Origin of the sequence: Bradyrhizobium sp. Ghvi, assembly GCF_900115265.1 — a bacterium.
Taxonomy (GTDB): Bacteria; Pseudomonadota; Alphaproteobacteria; order Rhizobiales; family Xanthobacteraceae; genus Bradyrhizobium.
In genome coordinates this window covers 499496-520276 of record NZ_FOVU01000002.1, presented here as the reverse complement: position 1 = coordinate 520276, position 20781 = coordinate 499496, and the positions used below count along the sequence as shown (strand labels likewise).

Here is a 20781-nt window from a genome sequence, read left to right as displayed (position 1 = left end):
ATCAAGCGGCGCGGAGGCCCGTTGCCGCCTGAAGCGCGCCAGTGATCGCTTTCTCGCGATGCTCGGGGCCGAGCTGGATTCCGTCGGCAGGGATGAATTCGACGCTCGTGATGCCGATGAAGCCGAACACCCAGCGCAAATAGGTTTCGAGATGTTCTCCGGCCGCGTAGGGCGTGTCCGCGCCATAATGACCGCCGCGTGAAATCGCCACGATCACACGCTTGCCGCCGGCGAGGCCCTCGGGCCCGGTCGCGCCGTATTTGAAGGTCTTCCCGGCCACCAGGATGCGATCGATCCAGGCCTTGAGCTGGCTTGGGATGGTGAAGTTGTACATGGGCGCGCCGATCACGACGATGCCGGCCGCGAGGAACTCGTCGAGCACCGCTGCGCTCGCGGCGAGGTCGGGTCCGAGTTCCGCCGGCGCGGGCGCGCCCTGGGCCACCGCGAGATGCGATCCGGAGAGATGAGCGAGTGGGGTCTGCGTCAGGTCGCGATAGACGACTTGAAGCGAGGGCGTCGCCTGTTTCAGCCGGTCGACGATGGCGGCGGAGACCTGCCTGGAAACGGAGTGGTGGCCGAGCACGCTGGAGTCGATATGGAGGAGTTTCATGGAGGGCACCTATGGTATAGATTTGTAACCCGCACTACATGAGTGACTGTCAAATTCCCCGCAAGAACGCACTTTTTTGAGCCATGGGCACATCATTGAAACCGAAGCACAGCGATTTGCCTGTCGCGCCAAGGCCTCACCAAAGGCCCGATCCAAACCACGCGGACTGCCGCGGGGTTGCCTCGGTGCTGTCCCGCGTCGGCGACAAATGGAGCGTGTTCGTGATCATGATGCTCAGCGACGGGCCGAAGCGCTTCAACGAGCTGAAGCGCATGATCAACGGCATCTCGCAGCGGATGCTGACCCTGACCCTGCGTGGCCTCGAGCGCGACGGCCTCGTCACGCGCACGATCTTCCCGACCATTCCGCCGCGCGTGGATTACGAGCTAACCGACCTCGGCCGCGGATTGCAGCAGCCGGTGAAGGCGCTTGGCGAGTGGGCGATCACGCATCAGGAGCAGATCGCCTCCGCGCGCACACGCTTCGACGAGCGCAACGGCGGCTAGATCAGAGACACCAATCCGCCGCCGTGCCGCTCGAGCTTTCCGGCAAGCTCGAGCTCCAACAGCACGGTGCGCACGATCGCGGGCGAGGCGCCCGACATCCGCACGAGGTCGTCGATCGAGATGGGAGCGGGGCCGAGCAGGTCAGTGATCTGGTCGCGATCGTGGCTTTGCGGATCGCTCTCGAACGGTTCGCCGTCGGGCTCGCTGATCGGATGCACCAGCGGCCGCTCCATGATCGGCTGGACTGCGTTGATGATGTCGGACGCTTCCGTGACCAGCGTTGCGCCCTGCTTGATCAGATCGTTGGTGCCGGCCGCGCGCGGATCGAGCGGCGAACCCGGGACTGCAAACACCTCGCGGCCCTGTTCGGCGGCCATGCGCGCGGTGATCAGCGAACCCGAGCGGTGCGCCGCCTCCACCACGACCACACCGAGCGCGGCGCCTGATATCAGCCGGTTGCGGCGAGGAAAGTCGCGGGCGCGCGGCTCGTGGCCGAGCGGCATTTCGGAGATCGCAGCGCCCTGATGATCGAGGATCGCGGCGAGCAGATCGCCATGCTCGGGCGGATAGATGCAGTCGTGCCCGCCAGCGAGCACCGCGATCGTGCCGGTCTCGACGCTCGCGCGATGCGCGGCCTGGTCGACGCCGCGGGCGAGCCCCGAGATGACGATGAAGCCGGCTTCGCCGAGTTCGCGAGCGAGCAGGCCGGCGAACTTCAAGCCGGCGCCGGAGGCGTTGCGCGAGCCGACGATCGCGATTATCGGCCGCATCAGCGTTGCGTTGTCACCGCGCACAGCGAGCAGCGGCGGGGCATCGTCGAGCGTTGCCAGCCGTGCCGGATAGCCGTTCTCGCCGGGCGCGAGCCAGGCCATGCCGAATTGGCGGCTCGCAGCGAGCTCGGCTTTCGCTTCGTCCACGCTGCAGATCCGTCCCGATCGTGCCGCGCCGCCGCGGCGCGCCAGATCGGGCAACCGCTCCAGCGCGGCGCGCGCCGTGCCGAAATGATCGACCAGCGAACGGAAGGTGCGCGGCCCGACATTGTCGGAGCGGATCAGCCGCAGGCGGTCGATCCGGTCTTGCTCGGTCAGCTCTACATTTGGATTGATGGCGTCCACGTCGGCTCCTTGTGGAGGCAGCATGGAACAACCTGAGGGCGTTGCGCAACAGGGACGTGCGCTTGCGCGGTCTCGCCCCGATGCTAAAAGCGATGCCAATAAGAAGGATTTTGCCATGATCTCACTTGCCGACCTCCAGCGCCGCATCGAAGCGGGGGAGCTTTCGCCCGAAGCCGCCATCGCCCAGTCGCACGCGGCGATCGAGGCCAAGGAGAAGGACGTTCGTGCCTTCGTCCGTTACGACAAGTCGGCGAAGGCGCAAGGCGCCGGTCCATTGCGCGGCATCGCTGTTGGCATCAAGGACATCATCGACACCGCCGATATGCCGACCGAGATGGGCTCGGAGATCTATCGCGGCTGGCAGCCGCGCAGCGATGCGCCGGTGGTGATGATGCTGAAGCGGGCGGGCGCCACCATCATCGGCAAGACCACGACCACGGCCTTCGCTTCGCGTGATCCGACGCAGACACTCAATCCGCACAATCCCGGCCATACACCTGGAGGTTCGTCATCGGGCTCGGCGGCAGCCGTCGGCGCCGGCATGATCCCGCTGGCGCTGGGCACCCAGACCGGTGGCTCGGTGATCCGGCCCGCGGCCTATTGCGGGGCGGCTGCGATCAAGCCGTCGTTCCGGATGCTGCCGACGGTCGGCGTGAAATGCTATTCGTGGGCGCTCGATACGGTCGGCCTGTTCGGGTCACGCGCGGAGGATCTTGCGCGCGGACTGCTGGCGATGACCGGCCGCACCGAGTTCGCCGGCATCGTCGCGGCGAAGGCGCCGCGCATCGGCGTGGTGAGGCAGGAGTTTGCCGAGGCCGTGGAGCCGGCGGCGGAGGAGGGCTTGCTGGCTGCGATCAAGGCGGCCGAGAAGGCCGGCGCCAGCGTGCAGATCATCGATCTGCCCGAGGCGGTGCAGGAAGCCTGGCGCATCCACCCTATCATCCAGGATTTTGAAGCCCATCGCGCGCTCGCCTGGGAGTTCGACCAGCATCACGACGAGATCGCGCCGATGCTGCGCGCCAGCCTCGATGAAACGGTCGGGCTGACGCCGAAGGAATACGACGAAGCCCGCCGAATTGCCCGCCGCGGCCGCCGGGAGATCGGCGAACTGTTCGAAGGTTTTGACGTGCTGCTGACCTATTCCGCGCCCGGGACCGCGCCGGCCAAGGAGCTCGCCTCGACCGGTTCGCCTCGCTACAACAGGCTGTGGACGCTGATGGGCAATCCTTGCGTCAACGTGCCCGTGATGAAGGTTGGCGGCCTGCCTGTCGGCGTGCAGGTGATCGCGCGTTTCGGCAACGATCCCGGCGCGCTTTCGGCGGCGTGGTTTTTGGAGAATGCGCTGGCGAAATCAGGCTAGCTCGGGCACGGGCACGGGATGTTGCGCTTTCGCGCTGACGGTGCCTTGGCCGAGCCAGCGCGCGGCGGCCTCGCGGCCGCTTCGGTGCAACAGGCGGATGAAGCCGCGGCCGAGATCGGTCGATGAGCGCTGCGCAAGTCCGTCAACATGATCTTCTGCAGCGATCCTCGAGAGGCGCAGCGCAGGCGCGGCGGAACCCTGTGCCCATGCGATCGCCGCGATCTCGGCATTGAGCGCAGCGTTCGCGGCGATCTGGTCGAGGCGGCGATCGATCGCGGCGAGTGTGATCGGCACGTAGCTGTCGCGCGTCGGTGTGACCTGGACCAGCAGCAAATCGGCGGTCGTCGATTGCTGTGCCAGCTTGATCAGCGGCGGATTGCCGCCGAAGCCGCCGTCCCAATAGGCCTCGCCGTCAATTTCGACGGCGCAGTGAACCAGGGGCGGACACGTTGACGCCAGCGCGACGTCGGCGGTGATCGCGTCGGTGCCGAAAATCTGCTGCTGCCCGTCGCGGATCCGCGTCGCCGCGATCAGCAGCTTCGGGCATCTTGCGTCGCGCAGGACCTCGAAATTTATGTCGCGCGACAGCGCCTGGCGCAGCGGATCGAGATCGAACGGATCGAACTGGCCCGAGCGCAGCGTCGGCCCGAACGCGACCGAGCTTCCGGCGGGCGAGAAGCCACCGAGCAGCATCAGCGAGCGAAACGAGGCCTCGTGCATCAGCCGAAGCCAGAACCGGTTCAGCCGCGCGCGCGCCGCTTCCGGGCCGCCTTCGGCGAGGCCGCTCGCGAGGAGCAGCGCATTGATGGCGCCGGCGCTGGCGCCGCTGATGGTGTCGAATTCGATATGAGGTTCTTCCAGCAGCCGCTCCAGCACGCCCCAGGTGAAGGCGGCAAAGGTGCCGCCGCCCTGCAGCGCCAGCGAGAGCTTCCGCGGCGGCCATTGATTGAGACGAGGCTGCTCGACTGGCGCGACCGTCCTTACGGCCGGCGCGGGCGCTTGCACGGCGGGAGCGGGCGTTGGCGCTGGCGGCAGAACAGGAGCGGGTTTCGGCGCGGGAGCGTCGGACCAGATGTTGGTGCTCAGGAGCAGGCGGCTTGCCGCAGTGCCCTGCGAGCCACCGTCATCATGCGCGCCGACAATCTTCTCGCTCATTCTGAGCAACCGCGTAACGCCATTTGTTGTTTGTCAGGATGACAGGCATGGAACCGGTTCGCCACTCCCGTTCCTGAGGCGCACGGAAGTTGCGAACAGGATTCGGAATATAATGCGGAAGGGGTGCGGCGGTATCCGTACTTTTTCCGACTTCTTGTTTCGAGGCGTTGTCTTTGACGCAAGAAACGCGACTTAAGCCTTCTCGCCGATGCGGCCTTCTTTTCCTGATTGCAACCGCTTGATGTTCTCGCGATGCATGTAGAACAGCAGCAGCGTCAGCACGACGGACAGCGAGGCCAGCGCGAGGTGGCCGAACCACCACAGGAACAGCGGCGTGATGAAGGCCGCCACCAACGCCGAGAGCGATGAATAGCGGGTGGTGAAGGCGGTCGCGAGCCAGATCAGGCAGAACACCAGCGCCGCCGGCCAGAACAGACCAAGCAGGATGCCGATATAGACGGCGACACCTTTGCCGCCCCGAAATTTGAGCCAGACCGGGAAGAGGTGGCCGAGGAAGGCGCCGAGACCGGCCACCATCGCGGCATTGGGGCCGGCGATGTAGCCTGAAATTACCACGGCTGCGGTGCCCTTGAGCGCATCGAGCAGCAGGGTCGCTGCCGCAAGGCCCTTGCGGCCCGTTCGCAGCACGTTGGTGGCGCCAATATTGCCCGAGCCGATCGAGCGCAGATCCTGCGTGCCGGCGAGCCTGGTCAGGATTAGCCCGAACGGAATCGAGCCTAAGAGATAGCCGATGACGAAGGCCACCGGCAGGAATGCATCAAGCCCCATGGCGGGATCTCCATGGCCGACATAGCCAGCGCCCATTAGACATGCTCGTACACCGTTCTCCCACCAACGATGGTCCTGATTGCGCGACCCGTAAAGCGGGCTTCGTCGAACGGGGTGTTCTTGCAGGGGGATTTGAGGTCGGCGGGATCAACCACCCAGGGCACGTCGGGGTCGATCACGACGACATCGGCCGGACTGCCGGCGCGCAGGGTTCCGCCCGGCAGGCCAAGCAGTTCCGCGGGCCGGGTCGACATCGCCCGGATCAGCGTCTTGAGGTCCATCTCTTCATTATGGACCAGGCGCAGGCCCGCCGGCAGCATGGTCTCGAGGCCGATCGCGCCGGGAGCGGCTTCCGCGAAGGGCAGGCGCTTGACCTCGACGTCCTGCGGATTGTGGTCGGACATGATGACATCGACGAGGCCGGAGGCGACGGCGGCGACCATCGCGCGCCGATCGTCCTCGGCGCGCAGTGGCGGCGACACCTTCAGGAACGAGCGATACGGGCCGATGTCGTTTTCGTTCAGCGCGAGATGGTTGATCGAGACCGAGGCGCTGACGGCAAGGCCGGCGTCGCGGGCGCGTTTCAAGACCTCGAGCGACTCGATGCAGGACAGCGCGGCGGCGTGATAGCGACCACCGGTCAGCGCGACCAGGCGCATGTCGCGTTCGAGGATCACGGCCTCGGCGGCCTTCGGGATGCCCATCAGGCCGAGGCGCGAAGCGAACTCGCCCTCGTTCATCACGCCTTCGCCGACCAGATCAGGATCCTCGGTGTGATGCACGATCAGCGCGTCGAAATCCCGCGCGTAGGTCAGCGCGCGCCGCATCACCTGCGAATTGGTGACGCTGCGGTCGCCGTCGCTGAAGGCAACGGCGCCTGCCGCCTTCAGCAGGCCGAACTCGGTCATTTCCTCGCCGCGCATGCCCTTGGTGAGCGCGGCCATCGGCTGGATGTTGACGATCGCAGTGTCGCGGGCACGGCGCATTACGAAGTCGACGGTCGCCGAATTGTCGATCACCGGCAAAGTGTCGGGCTGGCAGATGATGGTGGTGATGCCACCGGTCGCGGCCGCCTGGCTCGCCGAGGCAAAGGTCTCGCGATGGCTGAAGCCGGGCTCGCCGACGAAGGCGCGCATATCGATCAGGCCGGGCGCCACGATCTTGCCGGAGCAATTGACGACGTCGGTGCCTTCGGGGATGCCGGCCGCACCGATGCCACGGCGGGTCTCGCGGATGATGCCGTCGGCGATCAGGACGTCGCCGGGGCCGTCGAAATCCCTGGAGGGATCGACGACGCGGGCGTTGGCAAGCAGGATTGGGCGGCGATCGATCAGCATGGGCATCACGCGTTCGGCAGGTTGCGGGCGAGCGCTTCCAGCACCGCCATGCGCACGGCCACGCCCATCTCCACCTGTTCGCGGATCAGGGACTGGGCGCCGTCGGCGACTGCGGTGTCGATCTCGACGCCGCGGTTCATCGGGCCGGGATGCATCACGAGCGCGTCGGGCTTGGCATAGCCGAGCTTCTTCTGGTCGAGCCCGAAATAGTGGAAATATTCAGAGGTCGACGGCACGAACGAGCCGTTCATGCGCTCGCGCTGGAGCCTGAGCATCATCACGATATCGGCGCCGTTGAGCCCCTCGCGCATGTCGCGCGCGACCTCGACGCCCATCCGCTCGATGCCGGGCGGGAGAAGGGTGGAAGGGCCGACGACGCGGACGCGGGCGCCCATGGTGTTGAGCAGGATGATGTTGGAGCGGGCGACACGCGAATGCAGCACGTCGCCGCAGATCGCGACCACGAGGCCCTCGATCCGGCCCTTGTTGCGGCGGATGGTGAGCGCGTCGAGCAGCGCCTGGGTCGGGTGCTCATGCGCGCCGTCGCCGGCATTGATCACGGAACCGTCGACCTTGCGGGCCAGCAGTTCCACCGCGCCGGAGGCATGATGGCGCACCACCAGGATGTCGGGGTGCATGGCGTTCAGGGTCATCGCGGTGTCGACCAGCGTCTCGCCCTTCTTAATGGACGAGGAGGACACCGACATGTTCATGACGTCGGCGCCCAGGCGCTTTCCCGCGAGCTCGAACGAGGACTGGGTCCGGGTGGAGGCTTCGAAGAAAAGGTTTACTTGCGTCCGTCCACGCAGGACGGTGCGCTTCTTGTCAACCTGGCGGTTGAGCTCGACATATTCTTCGGACAGGTCGAGGAGGCCGGTGATGTCGGCCGCGGAAAGGCCCTCGATGCCCAGCAAGTGCCGGTGGCCGAGGACGAAGGTCGATTTCGATGTCATTAAAGCGAGAGCTATAGGCGTGGATGGCTGGGGGAGCAAGGGCCAAAGCCGGGGCGGTGAGTTATCCCCTGATCTGTCTTGCCGTCATTCCGGGGCGATGCGAAGCATCGAACCCGGAATCTCGAGATTCCGGGTTCGGCTCTTCGAGCCGCCTCGGAATGACAGGGGAAAGCGAATGTGCGTCGTTAGACCAATTTTGTTTTCATTTCTCGCATTCACCTCATCCGCCCACGCCCAATCGCTTCCCGGCGGCTTCGTCTATTTGCGCGATATTGATCCCTCCATCATCCAGGACATCCGCTACGCGACGTCCAACAATTTCGTCGGTCGTCCGCTGGCCGGTTACCTCGCCGGAGAATGCGTGGTGAAACAGGAGGTGGGACTGCGGCTGAAAGCGGTTCAGCAGGAGCTGGCGGCACAGAACCTGTCGCTGAAGATGTTCGACTGCTACCGGCCGGCGCGCGCCTCCCTCGACATGGTGAAGTGGTCGCAGAACGGCCGAGAGACAGCCGCCGAGCGGCGCTACAATCCGCAGATCCCGAAAACCGAGCTGTTTCGTCTCGGCTATATCGCAAGCCACTCGCAGCATTCCACCGGTGCCGCGCTCGACCTCACTTTGGTCGATCTCAAGGCCGACAATTCCGCCAAGATCGATCCTTCAAGATCCTACGCGGATTGTACCGCACCGGTCGCGGCACGGTTGCCGGAGGGCAGTGTGGACATGGGCACCGGCTATGATTGCACCGATGCAATGGGGCATACCGCAGCACCGTCGATCACAAGAGAACAGCGCGCCTGGCGCAAGCGGCTGGTGGCCGCGATGGCGAGGCAAGGCTTTGTGAACTATTCGAAGGAGTGGTGGCATTTTTCCCTGCCGGGGGCAGGCGGGGCGGCCTATGATTTCCCAATCCTGCCGCGGCGGAACTGAGTCCGCCAAGGAAACCAGATGACCCAGCCCAGCTTTGCGACCCACGAGGTCTTCAACCAGTCGCCGCCGTTCCAGGACGTCGATCTGTTCGCGGTGGATCGCCCGCTAGTCGAAGCGGTGAAGGCCAATGGCGGCGCAGCGGCGGAACAGGAGCTGTCCGCCTTCGGGAAGCATTGGGGCTCGTCGGCGATGGCCGATCGCGGCCGCGTGGCGAACGAGAACACGCCAAAGCTTCGCACTTTCGATGCCAAGGGCAATCGCCGCGACCAGGTCGAGTTTCACCCCGCCTATCACGAGTTGATGGCGCATAGTGCGCATGCAGGGGTGCACAATTCAACCTGGACAGCGGATGGAAAGCCCGCGGGCGATGCGGCCGAGGTCGTTCGTGCCGCAAAATTCTACATGGCCGCGCAGGTCGAGACCGGCCATCTCTGCCCGATTACGATGACGCGCGCCTCTGTCGCCGCATTGGCGACGCAGCCGGATCTGCTGGCGCGCGTCATGCCGGTGCTGTCGACCAGGAGTTACGACCCCAGCTTCGCCCCGTGGTGGGACAAGCGCGGCATGACACTCGGCATGGGCATGACCGAGAAGCAGGGCGGCACCGACGTGCGCTCCAACATGACGCGCGCGGTCCGCGACGGCGATACCTACCGCATCACCGGCCACAAATGGTTCATGTCGGCGCCGATGTGTGATGCATTCCTGGTGCTGGCGCAGGCGGACGCAGGATTGACCTGTTTCTTCATGCCGCGCTTTGCGCCTGACGGATCGGTCAACGCGATTCAGTTCCAGCGGCTGAAGGACAAGCTCGGCAACCGTTCCAATGCATCCTCGGAAGTGGAGTTCGTCGGCGCCTATGCCGAGCGCGTCGGCGAGGAGGGCAAGGGCATCCGCACCATCATCCAGATGGTGCAGCTGACGCGGCAAGATTGTGCGATTGCCTCAGTCGGCCTGATGCGTTCGGGCCTCGCGCATGCGCTGCATCACGCCCGTCACCGTAGCGTGTTCCAGAAGCATCTCGCCGATCAGCCCTTGATGCAGGCGGTGCTGTCCGACATGGCGCTGCATGTAGAGGCGAGCACGGCGCTGGTGATGCGGCTCTGCCGCGCCTTCGACCGAACGCCGCATGACGCGGCCGAAGCGGCCTATATGCGATTGCTGACGCCGGCGATTAAATACTGGACCTGCAAGAGCGCGCCGCCATTCCTCTACGAAGCCATGGAGTGCCTCGGCGGCAACGGCTATGTCGAGGACGGCATTTTAGCGCGCCACTACCGGGAGTCACCGGTCAACGCGATCTGGGAAGGCTCCGGCAACGTCATGTGCCTCGACGTGCTGCGCGCGCTCTCGCGCGAGCCGGAGGCGGCGATGGCGGTGCTGCAATCGCTGGCGGCCGAGACGAAAGGCTTGTCCGGGGCGAGCGAGGCCGTCGCATTCATCGGCAAGAGCTTCCGCCGCGCCGATGGTGAGCGCGTCGCGCGCCTTGCGGTCGAGAAGCTGGCGCTGCTGGCCGCGGCTGCCGCACTGAACGGTGTTACACCACATCACGCCGAACTTTTCGCCACCACGCGGCTTTCCAGTAGCCATGCCAGCATGTACGGCGCGGTCGAGCTCGACAGCGGCGACGTGCGTGCGCTGCTCGAGCGGTCGCTGCCATGAGTCGTTGTCCGTCATTCCGGGTTCGGTCCTTCGGACCGCCCCGGAATGACGATGTCCACCTAACGAAAGCCTCCTGATGGACTCCCTCAATCCCGACCATCCGCCGCTCATCGAGACGCCGGCGCCGCGCGTCTGGAAATTCTGGGGCACGGCGCTGTGGGGCCTTCTCATCTTTTTCGCCATGTTCGTCGGCCAGATCGGCGCCGTCGTCCTGCTGGTGGCACTGCGCGGCCTGCCGATGGATCTTGCCTCGCTGCAGGTCGTCGGCCGCGAGCCGCAGGCGCTGGCGCTCTCGGTCATCATGGGCCTGCCGGCGACGCTTGCGGCGGTGTGGCTCGCCATCCGCATCAAGAAGGCATCCTTCGTCGACTACCTCGCACTGTACTGGCCGACCTGGCGGCAATTCCTGCTCGGCGCCGCCGGGCTGCTGCTGACCGTGCTGGCCTGGGAAGTGGTTTCGCGATCGCTCGGCCGCGAGGCGACGCCGGGCTTCATGACCGATCTGTTGAAATCCGGCCGCGACAACGGCGCGGCGCTGTCGATGCTGTTCGCCTTCAGCGTGGCCGCGCCGATGTCGGAAGAGGTGCTGGCGCGCGGCTTCCTGTTCCGTGGCTGGTCGGCGAGCTTCCTGCGCGTGCCCGGCGCGATCATCCTGTCGTCGCTGCTGTGGACGGCGGTGCATCTGCAATACGATCTGTACTTCCTCGCCGAGGTTTTCTCCATCGGCCTGTGGTTCGGCTACATGCGCTACCGCGCGGGCTCGCTCTGGCTCACCATCCTGCTGCATGCGCTGAACAACATGACGGCGGTGGTGCTGACGATGTGGCTGGGGAGCTGACGGCAAGCATCCGCCGCTCCAACTTCTGGTCGATGCGGTCGTTGTCCGGCCGACACCGGTGCCATTCCTTATTGACGATAGGCCGCCGGTCTCGTTACTCTGAGTAGAGAGGAAGATTTAAATCGCCAAATAGTTGCTGAAAACAATCCTTGTGACGGATCTCAAAAACATGAGCGATCGCGGCTTGGCCTCTCGGTCGGCGCCGCGCACTTGGGATCTTTGGGAGACAACGCTGGTCGCCTTGCTTGCGGACGGTGCATTCGTTCTGGTCGGCGTCATTGTGGTCAGCATCGCACTCTCCGTCGGCGCTGGATCAAAGGTGTACGCTCCGGGAGAACTCCAGGCGTTGGCGTCGCAAGGGCGCTGGTATGGAGTTTTCCTCGTTTCGGGAACGCCGCCGGCCATTGCAGTGCTCTGGATAGCGATCCGCATGGCCGGGAGAGATTTCGGAGAATATCTCGCCCTGAATTGGCCACCCGGGGGCGAAATCGTCCGAGCTCTCGCCATCACGACAATCTTTATGTCGATAGAAGGGGATTCGTGTTGTCGCAGATGGGCGCGGGCGGATATCGATCCGATCCCACGCTCATCGTAGGAGGCGTCGGTGGATTGCTCGTGTGGCTCATCGGTGGCTGCATCGCTGGCCCCGTCACGGAGGAGTTTATCGTTCGTGGTTTCCTGTTTCGCGGTTGGTCGGAGTCTTCTCTCGGTCCGATCGGTGCCATCTTCCTGACATCGGCTGTATGGGCGCTGTATCATACCCAGTACGATTGGTTCGGACGCGCAATCATTTTCGCTTTTGGGCTTGTTCTTGGCCATCTGCGATGGACCAGTAAGTCCACATGGACGACGGTGGTCGCCCATTCTGCCTGCAACACCTTCATCCTTTTCACGCTAGGACGCTACATCTAGCGCTCACGCCACCAGCGCGATCGCGATCGGCATGGTGATCGCCGCCAGGATCGTTTGCAGCGTGATGATCTGCGCCAGCAGCGGCGCGTCGCCGCCCATCTGGCGGGCGAGCACATAGGCGCTGGGCGAGGTCGGTACCGCCCCGCAGATCGCGACGATCGCGAGGTTGGTGCCCGACAGCCCGAACCAGACGGCAAGCGCCAGCGCGAGCACCGGCATCAAGACCAGCTTGAACGCCACGCCGAGAGTTGCGCCCAGGCTCAGACGAAGCAAGCCCTTGAGCTGCAGGCCGGCGCCGGTGACGAGCAGGCCGATGGCGAGCGAGGAGCGGCCGAGCGCGTCCGCGACCTCGTGCCAGATTTTTGGCAGCGGCAGATGGAGGACGTTGATCGCAAGACCGATCGCGCAAGCCCAGATCAGCGGATTGCGGATCACCGTCATGACGATGGCGCGGGCGGATTGCTTCTCGGGCGAAGCGTAATGCGCGAGCACGGCAACGCTGAATACGTTCACCAGAGGGATGATCGCGACCATCGCGACCGAAGCGAGCGCAAGTCCGACCTCGCCGAACAGGTTGGCGGAGACGGACAGCGCCACATAGGTCTGCCAGCGCGTTGCGCCCTGGAAAATCGAGGTGAAGGCGGGGCCGTCGATGCCGAGCCGCGCCAGGGCAGGGCGCAGCGCGAGGCAGAGCAGGGACATCGCCAGCGCCGACAGCAGCAAGGCGCCGCCGACGCCGGCGACCGGCACTTTTGAAAGGTCTGCCTTCACCAGCGTCTGGATCAAGAGCATCGGAAACAGCACGAAATAGGTCAGCCGCTCCAGCCCGTGCCACTGGGTGTCGAGCCGCATCAGGCTGTGCCGGAGCACCACGCCGAGCACGATGAGGATGAAGACCGGCAGCAGCGCCGCGATCACGACGGCCATGGATCAGCCATTCCCCGAGGCCGTGCGGAGATTTGCCAGCCGGTCGAGTGCGCCCTGCAGGATGAAGATCGCGGCGTGCTCGTCGATCACCTCGGCGCGCTTGGCGCGGCTGACATCCATGCCGATCAACTCGCGCTCGACCGCCGCGGTCGAGAGGCGCTCGTCCCAGAGGCCGATGGGCAGCGTCGTCAAATTGGCGAGATTGCGGGCAAACGCGCGGGTCGACTGCGCGCGCGGCCCCTCGCTGCCGTCCATGTTGATGGGCAGGCCGAGCACGAAGCCGACGACCTTGCGCTCAGTGGCGATCGCGAGAAGACGAGCGGCGTCCTGCTTGAACTGCTTGCGCTGGATAGTCTCGACACCGGTCGCTAACCGGCGGTCCGGATTGGACACGGCAACGCCGATCGTCTTGGTACCCAAATCAAGGCCGATCAGCCCGCCGCGTTCGGGCCAGTGGGTTGCAGCTTCGACGAGAGGCAGGATAAGAGCCGGCATGGACTAGCGCATATCAGGCCGCGATGATGTCGTCATCCCCGGTCAGGCAGGACAGGAAGCCGCTCAGCGCGCTGTATTGATGTCCGGCGCGGCGCTGGATGAACAGCGTCTCGACGCGGGCATGCGACGGGCTCAAGCCATGCATCGTCACGGCACCATTCATCGCGCTGCGCTCGACCACGGCGCGCGGCAGCAGCGTCACGCCCATGTCGGCGGCGACGCAGCCGATCATGCCGTCGAGCGTACCGAGCTCGAAGCGCGCTGCCGAAGGCCAGCCGAACTCGACGAAAATTTGCTCGAGGCGCTGGCGGTAGGTGCAGCCGGTGCGGAACACCAGCGCGGTGGGGCCCGATTCAGGCGTGCCGGCGCGCAACTCGGCGAGCGAGGCCCAGCGCCGCGCGCTGACCAGCACCAGCTCTTCGCGAAACGCGCTTGTTGCGGCGAGGTCGGCATGCGCGATGGGCCCCGCGACGAACGCGCCGTCGAGCGTGCCTTCGAGCACGCCGGCGACGAGATCGGCCGTCGGTGACGTGCGCAGGCTGAGGCGCACGGCCGGAAAGCGGCGGTGGAAATTTGCGAGCAGCGGTGGCAGCCGCACGGCGGCCGTCGTCTCCATCGAGCCGATCGACAGCGGTCCCTTCGGTTCGCCATCGTCACGCGCGGCGAGCACAGCCTCGTGCGACAATGCCGTCATTCGATGCGCGTAAGGCAAAAGGCGCTTGCCGGCGCCGGTTAGCGCCATGCCGCGGCTGTGGCGCTCGAACAGCGGCGTGCCGATCTCGGCCTCCAGCGCCTTGATGCGCTGGGTGACGTTGGATTGCACCGTGTTGAGCTCTTCGGCGGCGCGGGTGATGCCGCCGGTGCGGGCAACCGCGGCAAAGGTCTTGAGGTCGCTCAGTTCCATGGCGTCGTTTCGCTTTTGTGATGGCAGCGTTCGCATCAATTCATTTTTCGAGAATGCTAGTTGCGCCTAATGTTCCTGTCCAGAGCGGGAGACCTCATGCCGATCACCACGCCTTTGACGGAGCTCCTTGGGATCAGGCATCCGATCCTGTTGGCGCCCATGGACACCATCGCGGGCAGCCGGCTGACGCGCGCCGTCAGCGAGGCCGGTGGTTTCGGCATTTTGGGCGGTGGCTATGGCGATCGCGCGCGACTTCAGGGCGAAGCCGCGGAGCTGAAGGACTTTGCGCCATTCGGGATCGGCTTCATCACCTGGAGCCTGGCGAAACAGCCCGAGCTTCTCGACATTGCTCTCGATGCGCGCCCGCAGGCGGTCATGCTGTCGTTCGGCGATCCCGCGCCATTCGCGCCGCGCATCAAGGCGAGCGGCGCGCGATTGATCTGTCAGGTGCAGAGCGAGGACATGGCGAAGCAGGCGCTCGACGCCGGCGCGGAGATTTTGGTCGCGCAAGGGACAGAGGCGGGCGGCCATGGCGCCTCGCGCACCACGATCGACATCGTGCCCGCGATCGTCGATCTTGCGGCTGGGCGCGTGCCTGTGGTCGCGGCCGGCGGCATCGCCGATGGCCGGGGCCTCGCGGCAATGATGATGCTGGGCGCATCCGGCGTGCTGATCGGCACGCGGTTCTATGCGAGCGTTGAGGCCAATGGAGCAGAGGAGGCCAAGCAGCGCATTCGTACCGCCGACGCCAATGGCACCGTGCGCGGTGTCGTTCCGGATTGGTCGCGAAAACTGTTCTGGCCGGCGCCGTTCACCGCGCGCACGCTCCTCAACACTCACATCAAGAGCTGGACCGGCCGCGAGATCGAGCTGATGCAGCGCGCAGACGAGATCGCCAGGGAGTATGCCGCGGCGAAAATGGCGGGCGATTTCGAAATCGCGGCCGTCTTTGCCGGAGAAGCGGTCGGCCTGATCCATGATATTCCGCGGGCGGCCGAGATCGTCGAACGGATTGTGTCCGAGGCCGAGCAGCTGCTTGCTGGAAAACGCAATTCGGTGGCCGGTGCTTTCAGTTCTCCCCTTGTGGGAGAAGGTGGCGCGCAGCGCCGGATGAGGGGTATCTCTCCGCAAAATTAGTATTGCGTTTGACGAGAGATACCCCTCACCCGTCTCGCCGCTTACGGGGCGATCCACCCTCTCTCACAAGGGGAGAGGGGAAGAGCGAATACGAGGTAAGAACCATGTGGCCTGACCGTCGACTGATCGATCTCTTCAAGACTGAATTCCCGATCGTGCTGGCGCCGATGGCTGGCGTAATGGATGCAGAGCTGGTGATCGCAGCCGCGCAAGGCGGCGCGCTCGGTTCGCTGCCTTGCGCGATGTTGTCGGCGGAGAAGGCGCGCGAGCAGGTCAATCTCATTCGCCAGCGCGTGAAAGCGCCGGTGAACATGAACTTCTTCTGCCACACGCCCGTCGATCTCACGCCTGAGGCGGAAGCACGCTGGAAGCAACGGCTCACGGGCTATTATGCCGAGCATGGTCTCGATCCGGCGGCGCCGATCAACGCCGCAAACCGCGCGCCGTTCGACGCTGCGTTCTGCGAGGTGGTCGAGGAACTGAAGCCGGAGGTGGTCAGCTTCCATTTCGGCCTGCCGGAGCCCGCGCTGCTCAAGCGCGTCAAGGCGGCCGGATGTCTCGTCATCTCGTCGGCCACGACCGTCAAGGAAGCCGTCTGGCTGGAGCAGCGCGGCGTCGATGCGGTGATTGCGCAAGGCGCTGAGGCCGGCGGCCATCGCGGCATGTTCCTGACCGACAAGATTTCCGAGCAGCCCGGCACCTTCGCCCTGGTGCCGCAGGTGGTCGATGCTGTGAGGGTGCCAGTGATCGCCTGCGGCGGCATCGCCGATGGGCGCGGTATTGCCGCGGCGTTTGCGCTCGGCGCCTCCGGCGTGCAGATCGGCAGTGCCTATCTGCGCTGTCCGGAATCCAAAGTCAGTACGGGCGGTCGCAAGGCGCTCGCCGAGGCGGGCGACGATTCCACCGTCATCACCAACGTGATGACTGGCCGTCCAGCGCGTGGCGTCCAGAACCGGCTGATGCGCGAGGCCGGCCCGATCTCGCCCGATGCGCCGCCATTTCCTCATGCCGCGACGGCACTGGGGCCGCTGAAGGCGGCTGCCGAAAAGCAGGGCAGGGTGGATTTCACCAATCTGTGGGCCGGCCAGGCCGTCGCGCTCGGCCGCGAGGTCCCCGCGGCCGAATTGACCCGGGATCTTGCCAAATCGGCGCTGGCCCGCATGAAAGCGCTGGCCGGGTAGGCCAGGTTATTGTTTGCGCATGGTCTTTTCGGAAAACCGCTTTACACTTTTCCGGACCATGCGCTAGCGCCGGTTGCGGCGCAAAACCGGCCTCTGCTATACGGCACTTAGGTTTTGCCGTGAGAGGCCTTATATAATGTCCGTCGACGCCGCTACCGTCCGCCGCATCGCGCATCTGGCGCGCATTGCGGTTTCCGAGGACGAGGTTCCGCACCTGCAGGGCGAGCTCAACGCCATGCTCGCCTTCGTCGAGCAGCTCTCGGAGGTCAATGTCGAGGGTGTGGAGCCAATGACCTCGGTGACCCCGATGCAGATGAAGAAGCGGCAAGACGTGGTCAATGACGGCGACATCGCTGACGATATCGTTGCCAACGCGCCTGCGACCGAGGGGCACTTCTTCCTGGTGCCCAAAGTCGTCGAATAACTTTAGGACTCCGTCCGATGTGTCTGCTTTGCGACGATGAGAAGGCCTATCAGGCCTACATGAATTACCTCGACAAGATGGAGCGGCAGGGCAAGGCTGCCGATCCCAATGTCGCGGTCAATGAAGTGCTCGACGAGCTTCAAGCCGCCGCGAATGCCGCCGCCAAAAAAGACGACCCGGCCAACGACAAGACCCTGTCTCCTTTCTTCTGCAGCCCGATCAATAAATGACCGATTTGACATCGTTGACGCTCGCCGAGGCCCGCAAGGGTCTCGCCGACAAGACTTTCACGTCCCTTGAGCTGACTGACGCGCATCTGTCCGCGATCGAAGCCGCGCGCGTGCTCAATGCCTTCGTGATGGAGACGCCCGACCAGGCGCGCGCCATGGCGCGCGAGGCGGACGCCAAGATCGCCAAGGGCGACGCCGGGCCGCTCGCCGGCATCCCGCTCGGCATCAAGGATCTGTTCGCGACCAAGGGCGTGCGCACCACGGCGTGCTCGAAGATCCTCGGCAATTTCGTGCCGACTTATGAGTCGACCATCACCTCGCAGCTCTGGCGCGACGGCGCCGTGATGCTCGGCAAGCTCAACAATGACGAGTTTGCGATGGGCTCGGCCAACGAGACCTCGTGCTTCGGTCCGGTCGGCAATCCCTGGCGGCGCGAGGGAAGCAACACGACGCTGGTGCCGGGCGGCTCGTCCGGCGGTTCTGCCTCGGCGGTAGCGGCGCTGCTATGCATGGGCGCGACCGCGACCGATACCGGCGGCTCAATCCGCCAGCCCGCGGCGTTCACCGCGACCGTCGGCATCAAGCCGACCTATGGACGCTGTTCGCGCTGGGGCATCGTCGCCTTTGCGTCATCGCTCGATCAGGCGGGGCCGATCGCGCGCAGCGTGCGCGATAGCGCCATGCTGCTGCGCTCGATGGCCGGGCACGATCCTAAGGACACGACCTCGGTCGATATTGCCGTGCCTGACTATGAGGCCGCGATCGGCAAGTCCGTGAAGGGCATGAAGATCGGCATCCCCCGGGAGTATCGCCTCGACGGCATGCCGGCCGAAATCGAGAAGCTCTGGAGCCAAGGGGCAGAGTGGCTGAAGGCGGCTGGCGCGGAGCTGGTCGAGATATCGCTGCCGCACACCAAATACGCGCTGCCGGCCTATTACATCGTGGCGCCGGCGGAAGCGTCGTCCAACCTCGCGCGCTATGACGGCGTCCGCTATGGCCTGCGCGAGCAGGGAAAGAACATCATCGAGCTCTACGAGAACACCCGCGCCGAAGGCTTTGGCGCCGAGGTGCGCCGCCGCGTCATGATCGGCACTTACGTGCTCTCGGCCGGCTATTACGACGCCTACTATCTGCGCGCCCAGAAGGTGCGCACGTTGATCAAGAAGGACTTTGAAGATTGCTTCGCGAGGGGCGTCGACGCGATCCTGACGCCGGCGACGCCGTCGGCGGCCTTCGGCATCGGCGAGAAGGGCGGCGCCGACCCGGTCGAGATGTATCTCAACGACATCTTCACGGTCACCGTGAACATGGCGGGGCTGCCGGGCATCGCCGTGCCATCGGGCAAGGACGCACAAGGCCTGCCGCTCGGTCTGCAATTGATCGGCCGTCCGTTTGAGGAGGAGACGCTGTTCTCGCTCGGCGAGGTGATCGAACAGGCCGCCGGTCGCTTCACGCCAGCGAGGTGGTGGTGAATGTCGCCGACTTCATCGCGAGCCTCGACGGCGCGGCGCCGGCGCCGGGTCTGAACGCGCCGCTCGCCGGTCTTTGGTGGGCTGCGAAAGGCTGTTGGGACCGGGCGCACAAGATTGTGCAAGACGACAATGGCCGCGACGCCGCCTGGGTGCACGCTTATCTGCACCGCGTCGAAGGCGATCTCGGCAATGCCGGCTACTGGTACCGCCAGGCCGGCCAGCCCGCGGCAAAGGATTCATTGGAAGCGGAGTGGGAGCGGATCGCTGCCACGCTGCTCGGGAGCACGACATGAGCACGGCCACGCACAAACTTCTCAAAGGAGCCACCGGCGATTGGGAGGTGGTCATCGGCATGGAGATCCATGCCCAGGTGACGTCGAACTCAAAGCTGTTCTCGGGCGCTTCGACGGCGTTCGGCGGGGAGCCGAACACGCAAGTATCTCTCGTCGACGCGGCGATGCCGGGCATGCTGCCCGTCATCAACGAGGAATGCGTCAGGCAGGCTGTCCGGACCGGGCTTGGTCTCAACGCGAAGATCAATCTGCGTTCGGTGTTCGATCGCAAGAACTATTTCTATCCGGACCTGCCGCAGGGCTATCAGATCAGCCAATACAAGTCGCCGATCGTCGGCGAAGGCGAGGTGATCGTCGAGCTCGAGGGCGGCAGAACCGCTACGATCGGCATCGAGCGGCTGCATCTGGAGCAGGATCCGGCAAAGATGCTGCACGACAAACTGCCGTCGCAGTCGCTGATCGATCTCAACCGCTGCGGCGTGGCGCTGATGGAGATCGTCTCCAAGCCCGATATCCGCGATGCCGAGCAGGCCAAGGCCTATGTGACCAAGCTGCGTTCGATCCTGCGTTATCTCGGCACCTGCGACGGCGACATGGAGAAGGGATCCCTGCGCGCCGACGTCAACGTCTCGGTGCGCAAGCCGGGCGGGCCGCTCGGCACCCGCTGCGAGATCAAGAACCTGAACTCGATCACCTTCATCGGCCAGGCGATCGAGTATGAGGCGCGGCGCCAGATCGAAATCATCGAGGACGGCGGCCGGATCGACCAGGAGACGCGGCTCTACGACCCCAACAAGGGCGAGACGCGGTCGTTGCGCTCCAAGGAAGAGGCGCATGACTACCGCTACTTCCCCGATCCGGATCTGTTGCCGCTGGAGCTCTCGCAGAGCTTCGTCGACGAGCTCAAGGCGAAGCTGCCTGAACTGCCGGACCAGAAGAAGGCGCGCTTCGTCGCCGACTTCGGCCTGTCGGCTTACGATGCGAGCGTGCTGGTCGCCGAGCGCGAGAGCGCGGTGTTCTACGAGACGGTGCTCGACAGGCTCGCCAACCGCGCTCGCGACGGCAAGATGGCGGCGAACTGGGTGATCAACGAGCTGTTCGGCCGTCTCAACAAGGAAGGCCGGGATATTACGGGCTCTCCTGTCACGCCCGAGCAACTCTCGGGGATTGTCGACCTGATCGGCGAGGGCACGATCTCCGGCAAGATCGCCAAGGATCTGTTCGAGATCGTCTGGCAGGAGGGCGGCGACCCGCGTGCGCTGGTCGAAAGCCGCGGCATGAAGCAGGTCACGGATCTTTCGGCGATCGAAAAGGTTGTCGACGACATCATCGCGGCCAATCCCGACAAGGCCGCGCAGGTGAAGGACAAGCCGCAGTCGCTCGGCTGGTTCGTCGGCCAGGTGATGAAGTCTTCCGGCGGCAAGGCGAACCCGCAGGCGGTCAACGAGCTGCTCAAGTCCAAGCTCGGCGTCTAGTCTCGCGCGTTCGGACGAGGTGACGACGCCTCTCGTCACGTCGCTTCACTCGCGATGCGAACGATCGCACGCGTCATC

At 65.0% G+C, this 20781-nt stretch carries 22 protein-coding genes; 13 read left to right on the top strand and 9 right to left on the bottom strand.

The window, feature by feature from the left end; translation table 11 throughout:
- Position 1: 1 nt before the first annotated feature.
- Positions 2 to 610, bottom strand: coding sequence for an FMN-dependent NADH-azoreductase (locus tag BM374_RS09245; protein WP_092291147.1), 609 nt, complete (start codon positions 608 to 610; stop codon positions 2 to 4).
- A gap of 83 nt (positions 611 to 693) precedes the next feature.
- Between BM374_RS09245 and BM374_RS09240 the strand changes: the two genes are divergently transcribed.
- Positions 694 to 1116, top strand: a complete 423-nt coding sequence (locus BM374_RS09240) for a winged helix-turn-helix transcriptional regulator (protein WP_092291145.1) — start codon at positions 694 to 696, stop codon at positions 1114 to 1116.
- Here BM374_RS09240 and dprA read toward each other — a convergent pair.
- Entirely contained in the window at positions 1113 to 2255 is a 1143-nt protein-coding gene (gene dprA / locus BM374_RS09235; RefSeq protein WP_092291142.1) for a DNA-processing protein DprA, read from the bottom strand. The two genes, BM374_RS09240 and dprA, sit on opposite strands and share 4 nt — an antisense overlap.
- Before the next feature lie 91 nt (positions 2256 to 2346).
- Between dprA and BM374_RS09230 the strand changes: the two genes are divergently transcribed.
- On the top strand, positions 2347 to 3591 hold the full coding sequence (locus tag BM374_RS09230) for an amidase (protein WP_092291140.1): 1245 nt from the start codon (positions 2347 to 2349) through the stop codon (positions 3589 to 3591).
- Here the strand turns inward: BM374_RS09230 and BM374_RS09225 are convergent.
- The 4 genes from BM374_RS09225 to BM374_RS09210 all read right to left on the bottom strand — a co-directional run bounded on the left by BM374_RS09225 (position 3583) and on the right by BM374_RS09210 (position 7825).
- Positions 3583 to 4746: a patatin-like phospholipase family protein gene (locus tag BM374_RS09225; protein ID WP_177248188.1), complete on the bottom strand. Its 1164-nt coding sequence runs from the start codon at positions 4744 to 4746 to the stop codon at positions 3583 to 3585. The genes BM374_RS09230 and BM374_RS09225 overlap by 9 nt on opposite strands.
- A gap of 192 nt (positions 4747 to 4938) precedes the next feature.
- Entirely contained in the window at positions 4939 to 5535 is a 597-nt protein-coding gene (gene plsY, locus BM374_RS09220) for a glycerol-3-phosphate 1-O-acyltransferase PlsY (protein ID WP_092291892.1), read from the bottom strand.
- A gap of 35 nt (positions 5536 to 5570) precedes the next feature.
- Positions 5571 to 6872: a dihydroorotase gene (locus tag BM374_RS09215; protein WP_092291890.1), complete on the bottom strand. Its 1302-nt coding sequence runs from the start codon at positions 6870 to 6872 to the stop codon at positions 5571 to 5573.
- A 5-nt stretch (positions 6873 to 6877) separates the two neighbouring features.
- Positions 6878 to 7825 carry an aspartate carbamoyltransferase catalytic subunit gene (locus BM374_RS09210; RefSeq protein WP_092291136.1) on the bottom strand — a complete coding sequence of 316 codons (948 nt, stop codon included), beginning with the start codon at positions 7823 to 7825 and terminating at the stop codon, positions 6878 to 6880.
- Positions 7826 to 8000: 175 nt separating this feature from the next.
- Between BM374_RS09210 and BM374_RS09205 the strand changes: the two genes are divergently transcribed.
- From BM374_RS09205 to BM374_RS09185, 4 genes are all read left to right on the top strand, one after another.
- Positions 8001 to 8753 carry a M15 family metallopeptidase gene (locus BM374_RS09205; protein WP_092291134.1) on the top strand — a complete coding sequence of 251 codons (753 nt, stop codon included), beginning with the start codon at positions 8001 to 8003 and terminating at the stop codon, positions 8751 to 8753.
- Positions 8754 to 8771: 18 nt separating this feature from the next.
- Positions 8772 to 10415, top strand: coding sequence for an acyl-CoA dehydrogenase family protein (locus BM374_RS09200; protein WP_092291132.1), 1644 nt, complete (start codon positions 8772 to 8774; stop codon positions 10413 to 10415).
- 76 nt (positions 10416 to 10491) lie between these two features.
- On the top strand, positions 10492 to 11253 hold the full coding sequence (locus tag BM374_RS09195) for a CPBP family intramembrane glutamic endopeptidase (protein ID WP_092291130.1): 762 nt from the start codon (positions 10492 to 10494) through the stop codon (positions 11251 to 11253).
- Positions 11254 to 11793: 540 nt separating this feature from the next.
- Positions 11794 to 12165, top strand: coding sequence for a CPBP family intramembrane glutamic endopeptidase (locus tag BM374_RS09185; protein ID WP_244552561.1), 372 nt, complete (start codon positions 11794 to 11796; stop codon positions 12163 to 12165).
- Between the two features lie 3 nt (positions 12166 to 12168).
- Here the strand turns inward: BM374_RS09185 and BM374_RS09180 are convergent, their stop codons facing one another.
- Genes BM374_RS09180 through BM374_RS09170 form a run of 3 tightly spaced genes read right to left on the bottom strand, consistent with a single transcriptional unit; the run spans position 12169 to position 14491 of the window.
- Complete coding sequence (locus BM374_RS09180) at positions 12169 to 13092, bottom strand: AEC family transporter (RefSeq protein ID WP_092291123.1); 924 nt, start codon at positions 13090 to 13092, stop codon at positions 12169 to 12171.
- Between the two features lie 3 nt (positions 13093 to 13095).
- Entirely contained in the window at positions 13096 to 13587 is a 492-nt protein-coding gene (gene ruvX / locus BM374_RS09175; protein ID WP_092291121.1) for a Holliday junction resolvase RuvX, read from the bottom strand.
- Positions 13588 to 13600: 13 nt separating this feature from the next.
- The gene (locus BM374_RS09170; protein WP_092291120.1) at positions 13601 to 14491 is read right to left on the bottom strand and encodes a LysR family transcriptional regulator; all 891 of its coding nucleotides are present in this window, start codon (positions 14489 to 14491) and stop codon (positions 13601 to 13603) included.
- A 96-nt stretch (positions 14492 to 14587) separates the two neighbouring features.
- On the opposite strand from BM374_RS09170, the gene BM374_RS09165 reads away from it, so the two are divergent.
- From BM374_RS09165 to gatB, 7 genes are all read left to right on the top strand, one after another.
- A complete protein-coding gene (locus BM374_RS09165; protein ID WP_092291888.1) occupies positions 14588 to 15628 on the top strand; it encodes an NAD(P)H-dependent flavin oxidoreductase in 1041 nt (346 codons plus the stop codon).
- 104 nt (positions 15629 to 15732) lie between these two features.
- Positions 15733 to 16809: an NAD(P)H-dependent flavin oxidoreductase gene (locus BM374_RS09160; protein WP_092291119.1), complete on the top strand. Its 1077-nt coding sequence runs from the start codon at positions 15733 to 15735 to the stop codon at positions 16807 to 16809.
- Between the two features lie 136 nt (positions 16810 to 16945).
- Positions 16946 to 17233 (top strand): Asp-tRNA(Asn)/Glu-tRNA(Gln) amidotransferase subunit GatC, encoded by a 288-nt coding sequence (gene gatC / locus BM374_RS09155; RefSeq protein ID WP_063194894.1) that lies wholly within the window; start codon positions 16946 to 16948, stop codon positions 17231 to 17233.
- 17 nt (positions 17234 to 17250) lie between these two features.
- Entirely contained in the window at positions 17251 to 17463 is a 213-nt protein-coding gene (locus BM374_RS09150) for a hypothetical protein (protein ID WP_057756502.1), read from the top strand.
- Positions 17460 to 18935, top strand: a complete 1476-nt coding sequence (gene gatA / locus BM374_RS09145) for an Asp-tRNA(Asn)/Glu-tRNA(Gln) amidotransferase subunit GatA (RefSeq protein ID WP_092291118.1) — start codon at positions 17460 to 17462, stop codon at positions 18933 to 18935. Before BM374_RS09150 ends, gatA begins: the two co-directional genes overlap by 4 nt.
- Positions 18926 to 19228: a hypothetical protein gene (locus BM374_RS09140; protein ID WP_092291117.1), complete on the top strand. Its 303-nt coding sequence runs from the start codon at positions 18926 to 18928 to the stop codon at positions 19226 to 19228. Before gatA ends, BM374_RS09140 begins: the two co-directional genes overlap by 10 nt.
- Positions 19225 to 20703: an Asp-tRNA(Asn)/Glu-tRNA(Gln) amidotransferase subunit GatB gene (gatB, locus tag BM374_RS09135; protein WP_092291116.1), complete on the top strand. Its 1479-nt coding sequence runs from the start codon at positions 19225 to 19227 to the stop codon at positions 20701 to 20703. Before BM374_RS09140 ends, gatB begins: the two co-directional genes overlap by 4 nt.
- Positions 20704 to 20781 lie beyond the last annotated feature (78 nt).

Bases quoted from the DNA above. Each gene is read 5' to 3' on its own strand.
- BM374_RS09200 (WP_092291132.1), top strand. From the start codon at position 8,772: ATGACCCAGCCCAGCTTTGCGACCCACGAGGTCTTCAACCAGTCGCCG.
- BM374_RS09225 (WP_177248188.1), bottom strand. From the start codon at position 4,746: ATGAGCGAGAAGATTGTCGGCGCGCATGATGACGGTGGCTCGCAGGGC.
- BM374_RS09150 (WP_057756502.1), top strand. From the start codon at position 17,251: ATGTGTCTGCTTTGCGACGATGAGAAGGCCTATCAGGCCTACATGAAT.
- gatB (WP_092291116.1), top strand. From the start codon at position 19,225: ATGAGCACGGCCACGCACAAACTTCTCAAAGGAGCCACCGGCGATTGG.
- BM374_RS09205 (WP_092291134.1), top strand. From the start codon at position 8,001: ATGTGCGTCGTTAGACCAATTTTGTTTTCATTTCTCGCATTCACCTCA.
- BM374_RS09215 (WP_092291890.1), bottom strand. From the start codon at position 6,872: ATGCTGATCGATCGCCGCCCAATCCTGCTTGCCAACGCCCGCGTCGTC.
- BM374_RS09165 (WP_092291888.1), top strand. From the start codon at position 14,588: ATGCCGATCACCACGCCTTTGACGGAGCTCCTTGGGATCAGGCATCCG.
- BM374_RS09210 (WP_092291136.1), bottom strand. From the start codon at position 7,825: ATGACATCGAAATCGACCTTCGTCCTCGGCCACCGGCACTTGCTGGGC.
- BM374_RS09240 (WP_092291145.1), top strand. From the start codon at position 694: ATGGGCACATCATTGAAACCGAAGCACAGCGATTTGCCTGTCGCGCCA.
- BM374_RS09195 (WP_092291130.1), top strand. From the start codon at position 10,492: ATGGACTCCCTCAATCCCGACCATCCGCCGCTCATCGAGACGCCGGCG.
- plsY (WP_092291892.1), bottom strand. From the start codon at position 5,535: ATGGGGCTTGATGCATTCCTGCCGGTGGCCTTCGTCATCGGCTATCTC.
- BM374_RS09180 (WP_092291123.1), bottom strand. From the start codon at position 13,092: ATGGCCGTCGTGATCGCGGCGCTGCTGCCGGTCTTCATCCTCATCGTG.
- BM374_RS09245 (WP_092291147.1), bottom strand. From the start codon at position 610: ATGAAACTCCTCCATATCGACTCCAGCGTGCTCGGCCACCACTCCGTT.
- BM374_RS09170 (WP_092291120.1), bottom strand. From the start codon at position 14,491: ATGGAACTGAGCGACCTCAAGACCTTTGCCGCGGTTGCCCGCACCGGC.
- BM374_RS09230 (WP_092291140.1), top strand. From the start codon at position 2,347: ATGATCTCACTTGCCGACCTCCAGCGCCGCATCGAAGCGGGGGAGCTT.
- dprA (WP_092291142.1), bottom strand. From the start codon at position 2,255: ATGCTGCCTCCACAAGGAGCCGACGTGGACGCCATCAATCCAAATGTA.
- BM374_RS09160 (WP_092291119.1), top strand. From the start codon at position 15,733: ATGTGGCCTGACCGTCGACTGATCGATCTCTTCAAGACTGAATTCCCG.
- ruvX (WP_092291121.1), bottom strand. From the start codon at position 13,587: ATGCCGGCTCTTATCCTGCCTCTCGTCGAAGCTGCAACCCACTGGCCC.
- gatC (WP_063194894.1), top strand. From the start codon at position 16,946: ATGTCCGTCGACGCCGCTACCGTCCGCCGCATCGCGCATCTGGCGCGC.
- gatA (WP_092291118.1), top strand. From the start codon at position 17,460: ATGACCGATTTGACATCGTTGACGCTCGCCGAGGCCCGCAAGGGTCTC.